Consider the following 16,008-nt stretch of genomic DNA (forward strand, 5'->3'; position numbering starts at 1 on the left):
GGCCCGTGAGCATTCACGGGCCTTTTACTTTGCGGGCATTGGCGCCGATTACTTCGCCAGGCGGGCGGCGATGTCGGCGATGCGCTTGCCGTAGGCTTTGGCGGTGTCCAGGTCGCCTTGCGGGATTTCTTCGACGCTGGCGTCCGACGGCGATTGCACCAGCAGGCCAACCGAGCCGCCCAGGTTGTTCACGTCGGTGCGCTGGGCAGCCTTGGTGTTGGCAGGTGGCAGGCCCAGGCTGACCCAGATGCCGCCGTGTTGCGAGGCCAGCGTCTGTAAGGCGATCAGCGAGACCTGTTTGTCACCGTTCAGGCTGGCGCTGTTGGTGAAGCCGCCGAAGACCTTGTCTTGCCAGGCGCGGCCGAACCAGGGCTTGGAGGTGGCGTCGGCAAACTTCTTGAACTGCCAGCTTGGGCTGCCCATGTAGGTCGGTGCGCCGAACACGATGGCGTCCGCCGCCGCCAGTTTGTCCCAGCCATCTTCCGGCAGGTTGCCTTCTGCATCGATGGCCAGCAATTCGCCGCCAGCGCCTGCGCTCACGTGTTCCGCAACGCGCTTGGTGTGGCCGTAGCCCGAATGGTAGACAACAATAATCTTGCTCATATACACCTCTGTTGAATAATGGAATTTACAGTGTAAAGCAAGCGACGGCGGGCTGATAAGTACGCACCAAAAGGTAAGGGCTGCCGACTACTCGATCGGGGTATCGAATCGCGCTAGACCGGCGTGCCGCAGTGGCCGCAGTGAAACGCCAGTAGCCGGCGCGGTTGGCCGCACTGTCGGCAGGGGGCGGCCTGGCTGGCGCCACAGATTTCACACCAGCCCTGATCGCGCTTCAACAGCTTTTCACCGCAGGCTTGGCATTGCGCCTTGCGCAAGCGGAACAGCCGCAGCCGGGCAGTGCTGAACAAGGTGTGTTGCGCAATGAAGATCAGCAGCAGGCCACCGGCGATGCAGGCTGCAATCAGTACGTAATACCAGACGAAGCCCAACTGCCATTGGTTCAGTTGGTCCAACAGCCATTCGAGCAGCCCGTAGGGCAGCAGTTCGCGAATAAATTCCAGCAGTCGGATCAGAATAGGAAGCGCACACACCAGTACTATGTGCGAAGAGATAAGAATGCGGATGTCCTGCTGTTTTTTGATGACGCGCGCGTTCCAGGCGATTGCGATCGCCAGTAAGGGGAGGATGAAGGCAGCCTGTGCGCCCAGCATCTTGAACGGATACCAGAACGCTTGCCGTTCGAAGCGCTTGTCAGCTTTGTCAAACTCGTTCGCCAGTGGCAGTGTTTGCAGATACCTGAAATAAGCGGCAATCAAAGGCAATTGCAGGATGGCCTGTTCCGTTGCGGCGGTTTGGCGCTGGAGCTCCGCTAGTGCGGCTTGCATTTCGGTGACTGTGGCTTTGATTTCGCTAGCCTCTACTGGCAAGATGGAGTCACTGCGCTTTTGCCGCGCGATTTTCTCAAGCAATGCGTCGCTGTAGGTCGATTTAAGCCTATCGATGTCGGACTTGATTTTGTCTGTTTGCTGTAATTGCTGGTGATGTTGCTGCGCCAGTGCGAGCAGCTTGCTGTCGCTGACGGCGCTCACCCATCTTTCGCCGATCTTGACGCATATAGGCACCAGACGACGGCCGTAGTCGCTGAATTGCTCTCGATGTTCTCTGGCGTTGAACCAGGCCTGGGTGATTTTCGAGGCCCGCTCGGTGGTGTTCGCTGCAAGCAGCTCCATGGAGGCCGAGGCGCACTCTCGGGACACGCCGCTGAATGGTTGGTTAACAGTATCTTGCGCATTCTTCATGCCGTCCACGAGCAAGTTCAGCACGTAGATGTCAAGCGCGAAAGCCAGTAGCAATGCGAACCAGGATAGCCGTCGGCTGCCGTTGGCGCGTGTCAATATTCGCCATTTCCCTTTGCCCCAGTTTGTGATTGAAGCCAGCATCGCGGTCGCTCCATTGAAAGGATGAGCGGCCATTGTTGCCCTGAGCGACGAAGGACAGCTTGTCATGAGTCAAATTTCGTGGCGTCAGCAGGTTTGGCGCGCTTCGTGGATAATTGGCCGACTAATTATTTTGAGAGCATGTATTCATGGCAAACCTGTCCGCATTCCCCATCACCGGCAAATGGCCGGCCCAGCATCCTGAGCGCATTCAGCTGTACTCGCTGCCGACGCCGAATGGCGTCAAGGTGTCGATCGCGCTGGAGGAAACCGGCCTGGCGTATGAGCCGCATCTGGTCAGCTTCGAGACCAACGATCAGATGTCGCCGGAATTCCTGTCGCTGAATCCGAACAACAAGATCCCGGCCATCCTCGACCCGAACGGTCCGGACGGCAAGCCGCTGGCGCTGTTTGAATCCGGTGCGATTCTGCTGTACATCGCCGACAAGACCGGTCAGTTGATTCCGCGAGACGCGGCTGGCCGCTATGAAACCATCCAGTGGCTGATGTTCCAGATGGGCGGCGTTGGCCCGATGTTCGGCCAGGTCGGTTTCTTCCACAAGTTCGCCGGCAAGGAGTATGAGGACAAGCGCCCGCGCGACCGCTACATTAACGAATCCAAGCGCCTGCTGGGCGTGCTGGAGCAGCGTCTGGAAGGCCGCCAGTGGCTGATGGGCGATACCTACACCATCGCCGATATCGCCATCTTCCCGTGGATACGCAACCTGGTCGGCTTCTACGGCGCCGGCGATCTGGTCGAGTTCAGCAAGTTTACCAATGTGCAGCGTGTGCTGGATGCCTTCGTGGCGCGTCCGGCCGTGGCCAAGGGCCTGGAGATTCCCAAGCGCGGTTGATTAGTGGCTGGGCGCGCGGCAGGCGGCGTCGCTTTCCCAGCGGCCGGAGCAGATGCGCGAGCGGCACAGCATGCCTTCGATCAGGCCCAGTTGCTTGCAGCGCGCCAGCAGTTGGGCGGTGGTGTCGCCTTCCTGGCGTTCGATGACGTCGCGGCTGCGCTCGGGCGTGACGGTGCTTGGTTTGTTGGCATGGGCGACCAGGGCGGTGAGCAGGGTGACGTCGGTGTCGCCGGCTGGCTGGGCTTGTGCCGTTGCGCTTGCTGACGATGCTGCGGGTCGCGCTGGCGCTGCAGATTTGTGCTGCGCGGCCGCCACGCGCACCGGCTGGCTGGCGGCGGTATTGGCGATTGCCGCGGTGGCGGCGGTCGGCGTCTGAGTCGTCGCGCCGGCCGAGATTGCCACTGGCTGCGGACTGGCCGGGTCCGCAGCTGACATATTGACGATGGCGGCGGCCTGTTCAGCGGCGGATGTGTCGTCAGGCGCTCGTGTCGCACGGGCCGGCGTTGCGGCGCTTCGCTCGACGGCGGAGCTTGTGTCGCTGCGGAACGTCTCCGGCGTGATCCGTTTGTCATGCATCAACCAGGCCACGCTGCACATCACGAGCAGCAGCGCAAACAATCCTATGGTCCAGCCATCAATGCTCCAGCCTGTCGCGCGGGCCGGCCGCGCTGGCGCTTTGAGGCCGTGCTCCAGCTGCGCCAGGATGCGTTTGTCCTGCGTCGGGCGGCGTGCGCAGGAGCTGGCGGCCAGCAGGTCGGGTTTCAGTTTCGGTGTTTCCACAATATCCCCCTTGCATTTGATCTGGCCGGCATCGCTGTGTTGCGAACGGCCTACGATGCAGTGTCCGGTCTGTGGCATCGGCCCGTTTTGATGGAGCGCACCATGTTTCTCTTTTCCATGCTGTTGTTCTTCGTGGTGACGTGTTTTTGCGCCTGGCTGTTGCTGTTTCCCGCCGGACGCGAGGTGGTGGTGCACTCGATCGACGCCGTCAGCCGCCGTATCGGCCAGCATTTGCGCGGCGGCGTGCGGCAGGGCGTACAGCAGGCCTCCGGATGGGGACGCGGGACTGGCGGTGCATTCCGCCGCACGGTGCAATTCATCAAAAGGAAATGGCTGCTGCTGTTGGCCGCCTCGGTGTTGCTGACCGTGCCGCCGCTGTTGGCGCTGATGCTCAGTGGCCGCTCCATGCTGTCCGGTTACGACAGCGACACGCACGCCATCAACGATCAGATCGCCGGTCTGCTGCAAGGGGAGCAACTGACCGCGCCCGAGCCGCCACCGCCGCTGGTGTTCACCACGGCCGAGGTGACGCTGGTGCGTCCCATGCTCGACAGCGCCAACCGCAACTGGCAGTTGCTGGACCCTGCGTTCGCCCAGCGGCTGCTGCTGGTGTTCCGCATCATGAAAGAGCGCTACGGCTACGACATGGCGATCCTGGAGGGTTACCGCAGTCCGGAGCGGCAGAACGCGCTGGCCGCCATCGGCCCCAGCGTCACCAACGCCAAGGCCTTCCAGAGCTATCACCAGTTCGGCCTGGCAGCCGACTGCGCCTTCCTGCGCGACGGCAAGCTGGTCATCTCCGAGAAAGATCCGTGGGCGATGCGCGGCTATCAACTTTATGGCATCGCCGCCGAAGCCGCCGGTCTGACCTGGGGCGGCCGCTGGACCATGATGGACTTCGGCCACACCGAACTGCGCATGCCCGGCACGGTGAAGAAGTAAGCGCCATTGTTCTTGCGCAAGAAATGTCAGCTTTGTTGGTGGCACCATTGATCGGTCCGCCTGTCGCCTGGGCGTCGCCGTCTTCGCCGGACACCCGTTATGATGCGCAGAATCTGGAGCTTCCTGACCGACAGCCGCAACCTCACCATCATTGGCCTGACGGCGGTGGCGGCGCTGTTCTACCTCGGCGCGCAAGTGCTGGAGCTGGCGCTGATCTGGGCGCTGGCGGCAACCGCCGTAATGCTGGCGCTGGCCGGCGCCGTGTGGTGGTGGCGCCGTTGGCGCGCCAGGCGTGAGTCCGAACAGTTGGGGGAGGCGATCGGCCGCCAGGAGCCGTCCGCCGATCCCTCGGCCGCCGAGGTCAAGGCCATCCGCGAGAGCATGCTGAAGGCGATCGACACGATCAAGGGATCGAAGCTGGGCATCGTCTCCGGCACGCGCGCGCTGTATGAGCTGCCCTGGTACATGATCATCGGGAATCCGGCGGCAGGAAAGAGCACCGCCGTCACCAACTCCGGCCTGCAATTCCCCTTCGCCGACGGCAAGGTGCTGCAGGGTGTGGGCGGCACGCGCAACTGCGACTGGTTCTTCACCACCGAAGGCATCCTGCTCGACACGGCCGGGCGCTACTCGGTGCAGGAGGAACACCGCGCCGAGTGGTTCGGCTTTCTGGACCTGCTGAAAAAATACCGCCGTCGCGCGCCGGTCAACGGCATCATCATCGCGGTCAGCATCGCGGAGTTGCGCGGAGACGATCCGGAAACCGGCATCAAGCTGGCGCGCAGCCTGCGCAAGCGCGTGCAGGATCTGATCGAGCGGCTGGAGGTGTTCGCGCCGGTGTACGTGGTGTTCACCAAGGCGGATTTGATCGCAGGCTTTGGCGAATTCTTCGCGCAGGCAGAACGCACGGAGCGCGAACGCGTGTGGGGCGCGACCATGCCGTATCAGCGCAAGACCACCAGCCAGCAGGTGATGGCCTTCTTCGATCACGCCTTCGATGAACTGTGCGACGGCCTGAAGGCGATGAGCCTCGCCACCATGGGCCAGCAGCGGCGGCAGCGCATGGAGCCGGGCGTCTTCACTTTTCCGCAGGAGTTCTCGACCATCCGCGCACCGCTGCGCTCCTTCCTCGTTACGCTGTTCGAGGAAAATCCGTTCCAGTTCAAGCCCGTGTTCCGTGGCTTTTACTTCACCAGCGCGTTGCAGGAGGGGATGCCGATCAGCGAGCAATCGCAGCGCATCACCAGACGCTTCGCTTTGGCGACGCCCGATGTGCCGGCGGCTGCCAGCGCCGGCCACGCTGGCTTCTTCCTGTTGAACCTGTTCCGCAATGTGATCTTCGCGGACAAGGATCTGGTGTCGCAGTACGCCAGCAGGAACAAGGTACGCCTGAAGTACGCGGCCTTCTTCGCTGCGGTGCTGCTGTTGGGCGCTTCGCTGGGCGGATGGAGCTGGTCGTACATGGGCAACCGTCAGTTGGTCGCCAACGTGCAGGCGGATCTGGACAAGGTGATCAAGCTTCAGGCCAGGCGGCTGGACCTGCAATCGCGGCTGGAGGCGCTGGAAATCATCCAGGACCGTATCGAGCAACTGGAGAAGTACCGGGAATCCCGTCCATGGTCGTTGCGCATGGGGCTTTATCAGGGCGAACTGTTGGAACGCAAACTGCGCGAGGAATACTTCGCCGGCGTGAAGAATGTGATGCTGACGCCCGTTGTCGCCAATCTGGAAACGCTGCTGTCCGAAATGAATGCGCACGCGGCGGAATTGCAGCCGCCAGGCGCCGCAGCCGCGCCGGTTGTCGGTCGCCAGTTCCAGGAAGCGTCGCCCACCAATGTCGATGACGCCTACAACGCGCTCAAAAGCTACCTGATGCTGACCGATAAATCCCATGCCGAAGCGAGTCACCTGAATGACCAGCTGCCGCGTTATTGGCGCGCATGGCTGGAGAATAATCGCGGCGCCATGCAGCGCGAACAGATGATTCACAGCGCGGAGCGGCTGATGACGTTCTATCTCGCGCAGATTCCCGATCCCGCCTGGCCACGCATCGATCCGAAGCTGGCGCTGGTCGACCAGGCGCGCGAGAACCTGCGCCGCGTGGTGCGCGGCATGCCGGCGCGCGAGCGCGTGTACGCCGACATCCGCGCCCGCGCCAACACGCGCTTCCCGGCGATGACCGTGGCGCGCATGGTGGGCGAACAGGATCAGGCGCTGGTCACCGGCAGCCACGCCGTTCCCGGCGCCTACACGCGCGAGGCGTGGGAGAAGTTCGTGCAGGACGCCTTCCGCGACGCCGCCAACCGAGAACTGCAAAGCACCGACTGGGTGCTGAAAACCGCCGCTCGCGACGACCTGACGCTGGAGGGCAGCCCGGAACAAATCCAGAAGGGGCTGACGGATCTGTACAAGGCCGATTACGCGCGCGAGTGGCAGAAGTTTGTGCAAGGCGTCAGCATCGCCAACCTGAATGGTTTCGACGCGGCGGTGACAGCGATGAACCGGTTGGGCGATCCGCAATCGTCGCCCTTATCCAGGCTGCTGACGGCGCTGCACCAGCAAACCTCCTGGGACAATCCAACCGCGATGAGCGCGGAGGTAAAAGAGGCGCAGACGGGCTTCATCAACTGGATCAAATACAGCGTGCTGCGACGCTCGCCGGCACAGATCAACGTCAACCTGCCCACCAGCACGGCCGACAAGCCAATGGGACCAGTGGGCCGAGAGTTTGCCGGCATCGGCAAGCTGGTGGCGGCCAAGGACAAGGATGCGTCGCTGATGCGCGCCTACATGGACACGCTGTCCAAGCTGCGCAGCCGTCTCAATCAGCTCAAGAACCAGGGCGATCCCGGCCCCGGCGCGCGCCAGTTCATGCAGCAGACATTGGAGGGCAGCGGCTCCGAACTGGCCGACGCGCTGCGCTACGTCGATGAGCAGATGCTGACCGGGATGAGCGACACGCAGAAGCAGGCCATCCGTCCCATCCTCGTGCGGCCGCTGATGCAGACCTTCGCGGTGCTGATTGGGCCGGCCGAGGCGGAAATCAACAAGACATGGCTGGCGCAGGTGTACGAGCCGTTCCAGCAAACGCTGGCCAACAAGTATCCGTTCTCGCCCAATGCGCGCATCGAGGCGGCCAGTTCGGAGATTGGCCAGTTCTTCGGGCCGGATGGCCTGGTCGCCAAGTTCGCCACCAACACGCTTGGTCCGCTGGTGCTGCGGCGTGGCGATGTGCTGGCGCCACGCACCTGGGCCGACATGGGCATTTCTCTGTCGCCGCAAACCGTGCAGCGTTTCCCCGGCTGGATCGCACCGATCAGCGCCGGCGGCGTGGCGTCCACCTCGACCGCCGCGCAGACCGTGTTCCAGATCCAGCCGATGCCGGCGCCGGGCACGCTGGAATACACCGTGGAGATCGATGGCCAGCAGCTGCGCTACCGGAACACGCCGGCGCAATGGGCCAATATGGTTCATCCCAGTCCACAGGGTGCGCCGGGGGCACGCATCACGGCGGTGTCGTTTGATGGACGCAGCGTGGACGTGTTCAACGAGCCGGGTCAATTCGGCTTGAAGCGCATGATCGACGCGGCGGCCAAGCAGAAGCGCGATGGCGGCGTGTTCGAGCTGCGTTGGACCAGTGGCGCGATCACGGTGGCGATGGGCCTGAAGATTATCAGCAGTCCGGATAGCAGCGCGGCGGCCAGTGCGCCGCAGGATCAGGGCTTCCATGGCATGCGGCTGCCGGAGACCATTGTCGGCGCGCCGCCTGCCGCGGCCACGCCGGCCGTCGCATCGGCGCAAGCGGCGGGAGCGGCGCAATGAAGCGCGGGCCGCAATCGGCGCGCATCGGCTATTTCGGCAAGCTGCCCACGCGTGCGGACTTCGTCAAGGCCGCCGACAACCTGGCCCTGGCCAGCCTGCTCGACGATTGGTTGGCCGAAGTGATGAACCTGGTGAGTGCGGAGCCACGCTGGAAACTCAACTACGACGCCATGCCGCCGCTGGACTTCGCCTTCGTCGGCACGCGCAGCCGGCGCGCCATCGCCGGCCACCTGGCCGCCAGCAGCGACCTCTCGCAGCGCCGCTATCCCTTCCTCGGCATGAGTGCGATCGAAGTCGACGATCCATCCGCTTTCGTGCCGCGCAGCCCGTTGATACTGACGCCGCTTTGGGATGAACTAAGCCTGCTGACCGTAGACGTGATGGATTCCGCCGATCCCGAAGCCCCATTGCAGACGCTCGCCGCTACGCGCGTGGAAGTCGACCTTGCGCCCGAGCGGCATGAAAACACGTTTGTCGACTTCCTCGACCGCCATCACATCGGCGCGCTGGAAGCCATGCTGGCCGGCGCCTCGGTACGCCGCATCATCCTGGCGATTGGCCTGCTGCTGCAGCCGGTGCGCCGCGCCGGCGCACAGCGGCTGGACAAAAGCCTGGTGCTGCCGTTGCCGGCATCGCGCCAGCGCTATCTGGTTGCCGCCTTCTGGCTGGACCTGATCACGCCATTCCTGCAAAAGGCCGATTTTGAACTAAGCCTGTTCTTCACCGAGCTGCGCGAGCGACCGTCATTGGTCATCGGCTTTGGCGGCGCGGCGCCTGAAACCCTGGCCGCCATCATCGATCCCGACAGCGCCGCGGAACACCAGATCAGCTTTGACTACGCCGGCTGGGTCGATGAACTGATCACCGGCGACGCCCGCGTGCAAAAGCTCTCGGCCTATCTGGAACAAGGCCAGCTCTCGCTGCGCTCCGCCCAGGCGCTGTTCCACGAAACCTTTGTTTGAAGGAGACTCACCATGCGCAGGCAAATCACAATGCTCTTGCTGCTGACGGCCGCATGGGCCAGTGCGCAAACGCCGGGCCAGATCGTTGTCACCGGCGCCGTGCCGGACGAAGCCAGCAAGGCCGCGCTGCTGACGCAGGTGCGCGCACTTTACGGCATGGACCGGGTGGTCGACCAGGTCACCATCTCGCAAGTCTCGCTGCCGCCCAACTGGAACGGCTACGTGCAAAAGCTGATCAGCCCAAATCTCAAATTGATCAGCAAGGGCGAACTGAAAATCGACGGCACCAATGTCACAGTGCGCGGAGAAGTGGCCAACGAGGCACAGCGGCAGCAGATCGCCAGCGATATCGCCACCAGCCTCAATCCCAGCTTCACCGTCAACAACGGCCTGCGTGTCAGCGCCGCCGAGCAGAATCTGCTGGATGAAACGCTGGCCAGGCGCATCATCGAATTCGACAGCGGCAAGGCGACGCTGACGCCATCCGGTCAAGGCATCCTGGACGAAATGGCGGCGGCGCTGCAAAAGGTCAAGGGCAAGAAGGTGGAGGTCATCGGCCATACCGACAACGTCGGTCTGCGCGACAGCAACCTGGCGCTCAGCCAGGCGCGCGCGGAAGCGGTGCGCACTTATCTGGCGGGGAAGGGTATCAGCCAGGACATGGTGATGGTGTCCGGCCAGGGACCGGACCGTCCTGTCGCAGAGAACACCACGGCGGAAGGCCGTGCGCGCAACCGCCGCATCGAATTCCGCGTGATGCAGTAACTACGGCAGCGTGATGGTGACGTAGGCTGGCCGCGGCGCCAGCTTCACCAGGTCCGAATATCCGGCCAACGACTCCTGTGTGGCGTGCGACAGCGACGATTCCAGCCCGATGTAGGCGCCCAGCGCAATCACGCCAAACACCGCGGACACCGCCCACAGCGGGGTATTCGAACGCAGCTTGTGCACGATCTGGTCCGGCCGCTCGGCTTGCGGCGCGAAGCCCTTGCTCTTGCCCTGCATGTGCGCGATTTCGTCGCCCAGGCGGGCGGTCAGGTAGGCCAGCTTGTCGCTGGCGTCCAGCGCGTACTTGCCGCGAAAGCCGATCAGCAGGCACATATGGAAAACCTGTAGCGCCGGCAGCCGTGCGCCGCCGGCGCTGCGCAGCGCTTCCAGCCGGTCGAAGAAGTGTTCGCCGGCCAGCTGGTCGCCGAAGATCACCAGTTGCAGTGGGCGTCGCTCCCACGCAAGGCGCATCGGAAATTGCGACGACAGGATGATTTCATCCAGCGCCGCGCAGTAGGCGTATTTGGCAGCGTCGATATCCTCGCCTTGTGCGCGCAGCTTGCGGGCTTCGCTGTCGAACTCCGCGAGATAGGCGGTGATGGTGTCGATAAAGGGCGCTTCGCCCGGCGGAACACTGCCGTTCTTCAGCATGAACAGCAGGTAGAAGCCTTCCTGCAGCAGATCGAGCAGCGTCTTGACGTGGCCGTAACCGGCCTGGATCTGTTTGCGCTGGCCGCCCAGCTGCGTGGGATTGGCGCGGCGTTCGACCGGGGACGTCATGCTGTCACCGCGATCAGGTTGAGACGCAAGTCGCGTATGCCGGACGGCACGTAGATCGATATCGACTGCGCTTTGAGCATTTGTTCGTACAACATGCCTTTGCCCTCCAGTGCGAAGTAATAGGTGTCTGGTTGAACCGGGATGGCCGCCGGTACTTGCGGCGCGTGCGTCAGCTTCACGCCAGGCATGGCCGACAGCACGCATTTCTCGACATCGTCCGGCGCGCCGACCTTGACGCGCAGCGGCACCACTTCCACCAGCTCCAGCGCCGGCAGCGCGGCACTGACGGCAAGGTACAGCGTGGTGCGCTGATCAATTTTTCCGGAATCGAGTTTGCCCAGGTGGTAGCTGGGTTTTTCCTCGGTCAGCGCGATGGAGAAGTATTTGGTCGAGATGACGGTATCCAGCAGGTCGCGGATGATGTTGTCCAGCGCGGAAAAGCACTGCGCCGGGTCCTGATGCTGATAGCTCGGCAGGTCGATCAGCGCGTACTGCTTGGAGTAGGTCATCATGGCGCCGGCCAGCGCGAGCAGCGATTCGAACAGTCGCTCGGGATGCAGCTCCGGATTGCGCACGTAATGCATCAACGCGGCGGCCGAGGTGCTGACGGTGTGCAGCAGCCAGAAGGACGAGACATCGCCGGAGCGGAATTCGATCACATTGCGACTAGGCTCGCGCATATGGCCTTGCAGCGACTGCACCTTGGCCTGAAGCGCGTCCAGCAGGCGGTCGAGCATGGCCTTGAGAGCTGGTGCGCTGTCGATCGAAAGGCCGGGTGGAATGAATGAAGTGTCCACTTCAAAGCCGCCGGTGACCACGCGCCTCAGCCGTATCACCGGCACGCATTCGAAGGCGCCCAGCGGCTCCAGGTCCGACAGCAGGCGTACCGCGCTTTTGAGGAAGCTGACGTCCGAGCCTACCGCCTGTGTGTAGAGGTCCGCGATTTCGCGGCTGGCCTGACTGTAGCGCGGTCCGATATGCTGCTCGCCGTAAGCGGCTGCATTGCCGCCGCCTGGCGCCAGCGAGGGCAGGGCGGCGTACCAGGTCACTTCCAGCACGCTGGCGGGAATGCGGGTGAGGTCCACCGCTGGCGGCAGCGGTGCGCTGGCCGGCGCGTCGATGATTTCGCCGTCGCGGAAGATCAGCGACAACGCATCGAGCCGCAGCTTGCCGGCCTTGAGCCCATCGAAGTCCCATTGGATATCGCGCACGCCCCAAAGATAGGGATGCAGCGCCTGCGCGGTCTGGTGCAATCGCGCTTCGTGATAGCGGTCCTGCTGCTGGAAGTGCTGCGGCCGCAGGAACAGGCCTTCGCCCCACAGCACCTTGGATGGAATGCTCATCTTGTCCCTTTCAGTTATTCGCAGCGCACCGGCGCCAGTGGTTCGCCTGTGCTGATGGCGCAGGCGTGCAGGCCTATCGTGATGCCGTTCTTTTCCGCGTCTGCGGCGGGAATCACCACGCGCCAGCGGTCCGCCGCCGGTGTGCGGAACAAGGCGACGACGCCGATGTAATAAGCCTCGCGCGTGACTTTCTCGGTGACCTCATAGCGCTGGCCGGGAATCAGCATCACTTCCTTCACCTCCAGCAGGTCTGCGCCCAGCATCTGCTGTTCGCTATGCAGGTTGAGGAAGCTTTCGAAGGACATGCGCTGAAACGCGCCTGGCTGGCGCAGCTTGTAGATGCGTGTGGCCAGTGCCAGCGGCTGTCTGCCTGCGCCCGCATTCAGGTTGGGGCTTGCATGCAGGCGTATCGCTACGCTGCGTGCAGGCTTCTGCGCATCCGGCAGTTCCGGCATGCCGCGTAGTCCCGCGCAGCCTTGTAGTGCAAGCAGTCCTGCGATCACGATCATTTTCATGGTCTCTCCAAAGCGATCCGTCCATTAGAACGAAAGCCGCGCCGCCGCTGTTTGCGACGGCGCAAGCAAAGAGAAAAGAAGACGTCGCTTGAGTAAGCGCAATCGGCGCCGCAGGCATTTCATGAATACTGGCCTTCTTCTCGCCCGGTTACGCAAAAGGAGAAACCGATGAGCACTTCAAGAACATGGCTGCCCTGCATCGCCAGCCTGCTGTTGCTGACGGCATGCGCCACGGACGGCGTCAACATCCGCGCCGACAAACCGCAGGCGCCGCCGCTGGATCGTTCGTTGGCTGATGCCGACGCCGCATTGGCCGCAGGGCAGAGCGACAAGGCGCAAGGCATTCTGAAAAGCGCCGCCGCCAGCTATCCCGCCGATAAGACGCCCTGGCTGCACATGGCGCAGATCAAATTCGACCGCGCCAACTACGGCGAAGCGATTCTCAACGCGCAGGAAGCGTTGCAGCGTGATCCCAACGACAAGCTGGGGAACAGCATCATCGCTGTCAGTGGCCTGCGTCTGTCGACCAAGGCGCTGGCGGACCTGAGCCAGCAGAATAATCTGAGCGGCTCGCTGCGCTCCGAGGCGCAGGATCTGGCCAAGCTGCTGCGCACCAGCCTTGGCGAAGACGTGCTGGTGCCGACCTCCAATACCGCGGCGCGCAGGGCGGCCACGCCGGCGCCGGCGGCCGGCAAGAAAGGCGTGGCGCCCGCCAGCGGCGCGGCATCCAGAAACGGCAGTCAAACCAATGATCCCTTCGGTGGATTGAAATAAGGAGCTTGTATGGCTAACGGTGACAGCATTCAAAAGCGCTTGAACAAGGTGCGTGCGCCACGCGTGCAGATGACCTATGACGTGGAAATCGGCGACGCGATGGAAAACAAGGAGTTGCCTTTCGTGGTCGGCGTGGTAGGCGACTTTGGCGGCAATTTGGACGTGGAGAAAAAGCGCCTGAAGGACCGCAAGTTCGTCAGCATCGACAACGGAAATTTCGACGAGGTGCTGGGCGGCGTGGCGCCGGTGGCGCGCTTCCAGGTGCCCAATCAGCTCAAGGGCGACGACAGCAGCTTCAATGTCGAACTGCGCTTCAAGGCCATGGACGACTTTCGCCCCGAATCGGTGGTGCGCCAGGTCGAGCCGCTGGCCAGGCTGCTGGAAGCACGCACCAAGCTGGCCGACCTGCGCAACAAGCTGGCCGGGAACGACAAGCTGGAAGATATCCTGAGCGATGTGCTGAACAATACCGACAAGCTGGCCAGCCTCAAAACCGCCAAGGGGAACTGATCATGTCCGCACAACTGAATCAGGCGCAGGAAGCTGCTCCGGTACTGGGTGGCGACAATCTGCTGGACCAGATTGTCGAGCAAAGCAAGGTGGCCAAGTCCAGCGTCGAGCATGAGCGTGCGAAGGACATCATCTCCGAGTTGGTCAATCAAGTGTTGGAAGGAACGGTGGTCGTCTCCAATAACCTGTCCGCGACGTTGGACGCACGCGTGGCGGAGCTGGACCGGCTGATCTCCACGCAACTGAGCGCCATCATGCATGCGCCGGCCTTTCAGAAGCTGGAGCAAAGCTGGACCGGCCTGCACTACCTGGTGAAGAACTCCGCCACCGGCCAGGGACTGAAGATCCGCATGCTCAACGCCACCAAGCGCGAGCTGGTGAAGGATTTTCAGTCGGCGCTGGAATTCGACCAGAGCACGATGTTCAAGAAGATCTACGAAGAGGAATTCGGTACTTTCGGCGGCGCGCCATATGCCGCACTGCTGGGCGACTTTGAAATCTCGCGCCAGCCGGAAGACATGTATTTCATCGAGCAGATGTCGCATGTGGCGGCGGCCTCGCATGCGCCGTTCATCGCCTCCGCCGCGCCCGAACTGTTTGGTCTCGAAACCTACGGCGACCTGGCCAAGCCGCGCGACCTGTCCAAAGTGTTCGACACCGTGGAATACGCCAAATGGAAGGCCTTCCGCGAGTCCGAGGACTCGCGCTACGTCGGCTTGACGCTGCCGCGCTTCCTGGGCCGCTTGCCATTCAATCCGGTGGACGGCACCACGGTCGAGGGCTTCAATTTTGTCGAGGAAGTGGACGGCACCGATCACCAGAAATACCTGTGGTGTAACGCCGCCTACGCTTTCGGCGCCAAGCTGACCAAGGCCTTCGGCGATTACGGCTGGTGCGCGGCGATACGCGGTGTGGAAGGCGGCGGACTGGTGGACGACCTGCCGACCCACACTTTCAAGACCGGCGAAGGCGAGGTTGCACTTAAATGCCCGACCGAAGTCGCCATCACCGACCGTCGCGAGAAGGAACTGAGCGACCTTGGCTTTATCTCGCTGGTCCACTGCAAGAACACCGCCTACGCCGCCTTCTTCGGCGCGCAGTCGGCGCAGAAAGCGAAGAAGTACAACAGCGAGGCGGCCAACGCCAATGCGGTGCTGTCGTCGCAGCTGCAATACATCTTTGCCGTCTCGCGCATCGCCCACTACATGAAGGCCATGATGCGCGACAAGGTGGGCAGCTTTGCCGCCGCCTCCAACGTTGAAGACTTCCTCAACCGCTGGCTGATGAAATACGTTCTGCTGGACGATAACGCCAGCCAAGAACAGAAGGCGCAGTTTCCGCTGCGCGAAGCGTCGGTGCAGGTGCATGAAGTGGCGGGCCGTCCCGGTGTGTACCGCGCCGTGTCGTTCCTGCGGCCGCACTTCCAGCTCGATGAATTGTCCGTTTCACTCCGTCTGGTCGCGGAGCTGCCGCAGTCGACCAACTACTAATCCCCCCAACAACCTAGAGGAGCATGCAATGGCAATCGACGTTTATCTGTACATTGATGGCATCAAGGGCGAGTCCAACGACGACCGCCACAAGGACTGGATCGAGTGCAAATCGGTCAGCTTCGGCGTGGAGCAGCCCAAGTCCGCCACCGCCTCCACCGGCGGCGGCCACACGGCGGAACGCTGCGAGCATCGCGACATCGTGATCTCCAAGCTGGCCGATTTGTCCTCGCCGATCCTGCTGCAAACCTGCGCCGCCGGCCGCACCATCCCCAAGGCCAAGTTCGAGTTCATGCGCGCCGACGCCCAGGGCGAACGCGTCAAGTACTACGAGATCGAAATCGAGAATGTGCTGATCGGCGCCGTGGCGCCGGCGGTGGAAGAGGGCGACATCCTGACCGAGGACGTGGCGCTCAAATTCTCGAAGATCAAGTGGAAGTACACGCAGCAGAAAATCAGCGGCGGCGCCGGCGGCAACACCTCCGGCGGCTGGGATCTTTCCGCCAACCGCATTGTTTGATCGCTCCC

15 protein-coding genes are annotated in these 16,008 nt (G+C 62.8%); 9 read left to right on the plus strand and 6 right to left on the minus strand.

From position 1 onward, the window contains the following. Positions 1-48 precede the first annotated feature (48 nt). A complete protein-coding gene (locus GJ695_RS06660) occupies positions 49-603 on the minus strand; it encodes a flavodoxin family protein (RefSeq protein ID WP_154363139.1) in 555 nt (184 codons plus the stop codon). A 113-nt stretch (positions 604-716) separates the two neighbouring features. Beyond that, a complete protein-coding gene (locus GJ695_RS06665) occupies positions 717-1,943 on the minus strand; it encodes a hypothetical protein (protein WP_154363141.1) in 1,227 nt (408 codons plus the stop codon). A 146-nt stretch (positions 1,944-2,089) separates the two neighbouring features. On the opposite strand from GJ695_RS06665, the gene GJ695_RS06670 reads away from it, so the two are divergent. Continuing rightward, positions 2,090-2,794, plus strand: a complete 705-nt coding sequence (locus GJ695_RS06670; protein WP_154363143.1) for a glutathione S-transferase N-terminal domain-containing protein — start codon at positions 2,090-2,092, stop codon at positions 2,792-2,794. Here the strand turns inward: GJ695_RS06670 and GJ695_RS06675 are convergent, their stop codons facing one another. Beyond that, complete coding sequence (locus GJ695_RS06675) at positions 2,795-3,574, minus strand: hypothetical protein (RefSeq protein WP_166455060.1); 780 nt, start codon at positions 3,572-3,574, stop codon at positions 2,795-2,797. A gap of 102 nt (positions 3,575-3,676) precedes the next feature. Here GJ695_RS06675 and GJ695_RS06680 point away from each other — a divergent pair, with 102 nt between their 5' ends. The 4 genes from GJ695_RS06680 (at position 3,677) to GJ695_RS06695 (ending at position 10,065) form a co-directional block, all read left to right on the plus strand. Next, positions 3,677-4,516: a M15 family metallopeptidase gene (locus GJ695_RS06680; protein ID WP_154363145.1), complete on the plus strand. Its 840-nt coding sequence runs from the start codon at positions 3,677-3,679 to the stop codon at positions 4,514-4,516. 102 nt (positions 4,517-4,618) lie between these two features. After that, the gene (gene tssM / locus GJ695_RS06685; protein ID WP_154363401.1) at positions 4,619-8,338 is read left to right on the plus strand and encodes a type VI secretion system membrane subunit TssM; all 3,720 of its coding nucleotides are present in this window, start codon (positions 4,619-4,621) and stop codon (positions 8,336-8,338) included. Further along, complete coding sequence (gene tagF / locus GJ695_RS06690; protein ID WP_154363147.1) at positions 8,335-9,300, plus strand: type VI secretion system-associated protein TagF; 966 nt, start codon at positions 8,335-8,337, stop codon at positions 9,298-9,300. Before tssM ends, tagF begins: the two co-directional genes overlap by 4 nt. A 12-nt stretch (positions 9,301-9,312) precedes the next feature. Continuing rightward, complete coding sequence (locus GJ695_RS06695) at positions 9,313-10,065, plus strand: OmpA family protein (RefSeq protein WP_154363149.1); 753 nt, start codon at positions 9,313-9,315, stop codon at positions 10,063-10,065. On the opposite strand, the gene icmH is transcribed toward GJ695_RS06695, so the two are convergent. Genes icmH through tssJ form a run of 3 tightly spaced genes read right to left on the minus strand, consistent with a single transcriptional unit; the run spans position 10,066 to position 12,706 of the window. After that, complete coding sequence (gene icmH, locus GJ695_RS06700; RefSeq protein ID WP_154363151.1) at positions 10,066-10,848, minus strand: type IVB secretion system protein IcmH/DotU; 783 nt, start codon at positions 10,846-10,848, stop codon at positions 10,066-10,068. Next, positions 10,845-12,191, minus strand: coding sequence for a type VI secretion system baseplate subunit TssK (gene tssK / locus GJ695_RS06705; protein ID WP_154363153.1), 1,347 nt, complete (start codon positions 12,189-12,191; stop codon positions 10,845-10,847). The genes icmH and tssK overlap by 4 nt, the downstream gene beginning before the upstream one ends. A 14-nt stretch (positions 12,192-12,205) precedes the next feature. After that, the gene (gene tssJ, locus GJ695_RS06710; protein WP_229260353.1) at positions 12,206-12,706 is read right to left on the minus strand and encodes a type VI secretion system lipoprotein TssJ; all 501 of its coding nucleotides are present in this window, start codon (positions 12,704-12,706) and stop codon (positions 12,206-12,208) included. Positions 12,707-12,874: 168 nt separating this feature from the next. Between tssJ and GJ695_RS06715 the strand changes: the two genes are divergently transcribed. From GJ695_RS06715 to GJ695_RS06730, 4 genes are read left to right on the plus strand one after another with little or no spacing between them, the layout of a single operon-like run. After that, entirely contained in the window at positions 12,875-13,480 is a 606-nt protein-coding gene (locus tag GJ695_RS06715; RefSeq protein WP_154363155.1) for a tetratricopeptide repeat protein, read from the plus strand. 9 nt (positions 13,481-13,489) lie between these two features. Then, the gene (tssB, locus tag GJ695_RS06720; protein ID WP_154363157.1) at positions 13,490-13,990 is read left to right on the plus strand and encodes a type VI secretion system contractile sheath small subunit; all 501 of its coding nucleotides are present in this window, start codon (positions 13,490-13,492) and stop codon (positions 13,988-13,990) included. A gap of 2 nt (positions 13,991-13,992) precedes the next feature. Next, complete coding sequence (tssC, locus tag GJ695_RS06725) at positions 13,993-15,480, plus strand: type VI secretion system contractile sheath large subunit (RefSeq protein WP_154363160.1); 1,488 nt, start codon at positions 13,993-13,995, stop codon at positions 15,478-15,480. 28 nt (positions 15,481-15,508) lie between these two features. Next, entirely contained in the window at positions 15,509-16,000 is a 492-nt protein-coding gene (locus GJ695_RS06730; protein WP_154363161.1) for an Hcp family type VI secretion system effector, read from the plus strand. Positions 16,001-16,008 lie beyond the last annotated feature (8 nt).

Source organism: Duganella alba, from assembly GCF_009674495.1.
Classification (GTDB): domain Bacteria; phylum Pseudomonadota; class Gammaproteobacteria; order Burkholderiales; family Burkholderiaceae_D; genus Rugamonas; species Rugamonas alba.

Bases quoted from the DNA above. Each gene is read 5' to 3' on its own strand.
- GJ695_RS06660 (WP_154363139.1), bottom strand. From the start codon at position 603: ATGAGCAAGATTATTGTTGTCTACCATTCGGGCTACGGCCACACCAAG.
- GJ695_RS06665 (WP_154363141.1), bottom strand. From the start codon at position 1,943: ATGCTGGCTTCAATCACAAACTGGGGCAAAGGGAAATGGCGAATATTG.
- GJ695_RS06670 (WP_154363143.1), top strand. From the start codon at position 2,090: ATGGCAAACCTGTCCGCATTCCCCATCACCGGCAAATGGCCGGCCCAG.
- GJ695_RS06680 (WP_154363145.1), top strand. From the start codon at position 3,677: ATGTTTCTCTTTTCCATGCTGTTGTTCTTCGTGGTGACGTGTTTTTGC.
- tssM (WP_154363401.1), top strand. From the start codon at position 4,619: ATGCGCAGAATCTGGAGCTTCCTGACCGACAGCCGCAACCTCACCATC.
- tagF (WP_154363147.1), top strand. From the start codon at position 8,335: ATGAAGCGCGGGCCGCAATCGGCGCGCATCGGCTATTTCGGCAAGCTG.
- GJ695_RS06695 (WP_154363149.1), top strand. From the start codon at position 9,313: ATGCGCAGGCAAATCACAATGCTCTTGCTGCTGACGGCCGCATGGGCC.
- icmH (WP_154363151.1), bottom strand. From the start codon at position 10,848: ATGACGTCCCCGGTCGAACGCCGCGCCAATCCCACGCAGCTGGGCGGC.
- tssK (WP_154363153.1), bottom strand. From the start codon at position 12,191: ATGAGCATTCCATCCAAGGTGCTGTGGGGCGAAGGCCTGTTCCTGCGG.
- tssJ (WP_229260353.1), bottom strand. From the start codon at position 12,706: ATGAAAATGATCGTGATCGCAGGACTGCTTGCACTACAAGGCTGCGCG.
- GJ695_RS06715 (WP_154363155.1), top strand. From the start codon at position 12,875: ATGAGCACTTCAAGAACATGGCTGCCCTGCATCGCCAGCCTGCTGTTG.
- tssB (WP_154363157.1), top strand. From the start codon at position 13,490: ATGGCTAACGGTGACAGCATTCAAAAGCGCTTGAACAAGGTGCGTGCG.
- tssC (WP_154363160.1), top strand. From the start codon at position 13,993: ATGTCCGCACAACTGAATCAGGCGCAGGAAGCTGCTCCGGTACTGGGT.
- GJ695_RS06730 (WP_154363161.1), top strand. From the start codon at position 15,509: ATGGCAATCGACGTTTATCTGTACATTGATGGCATCAAGGGCGAGTCC.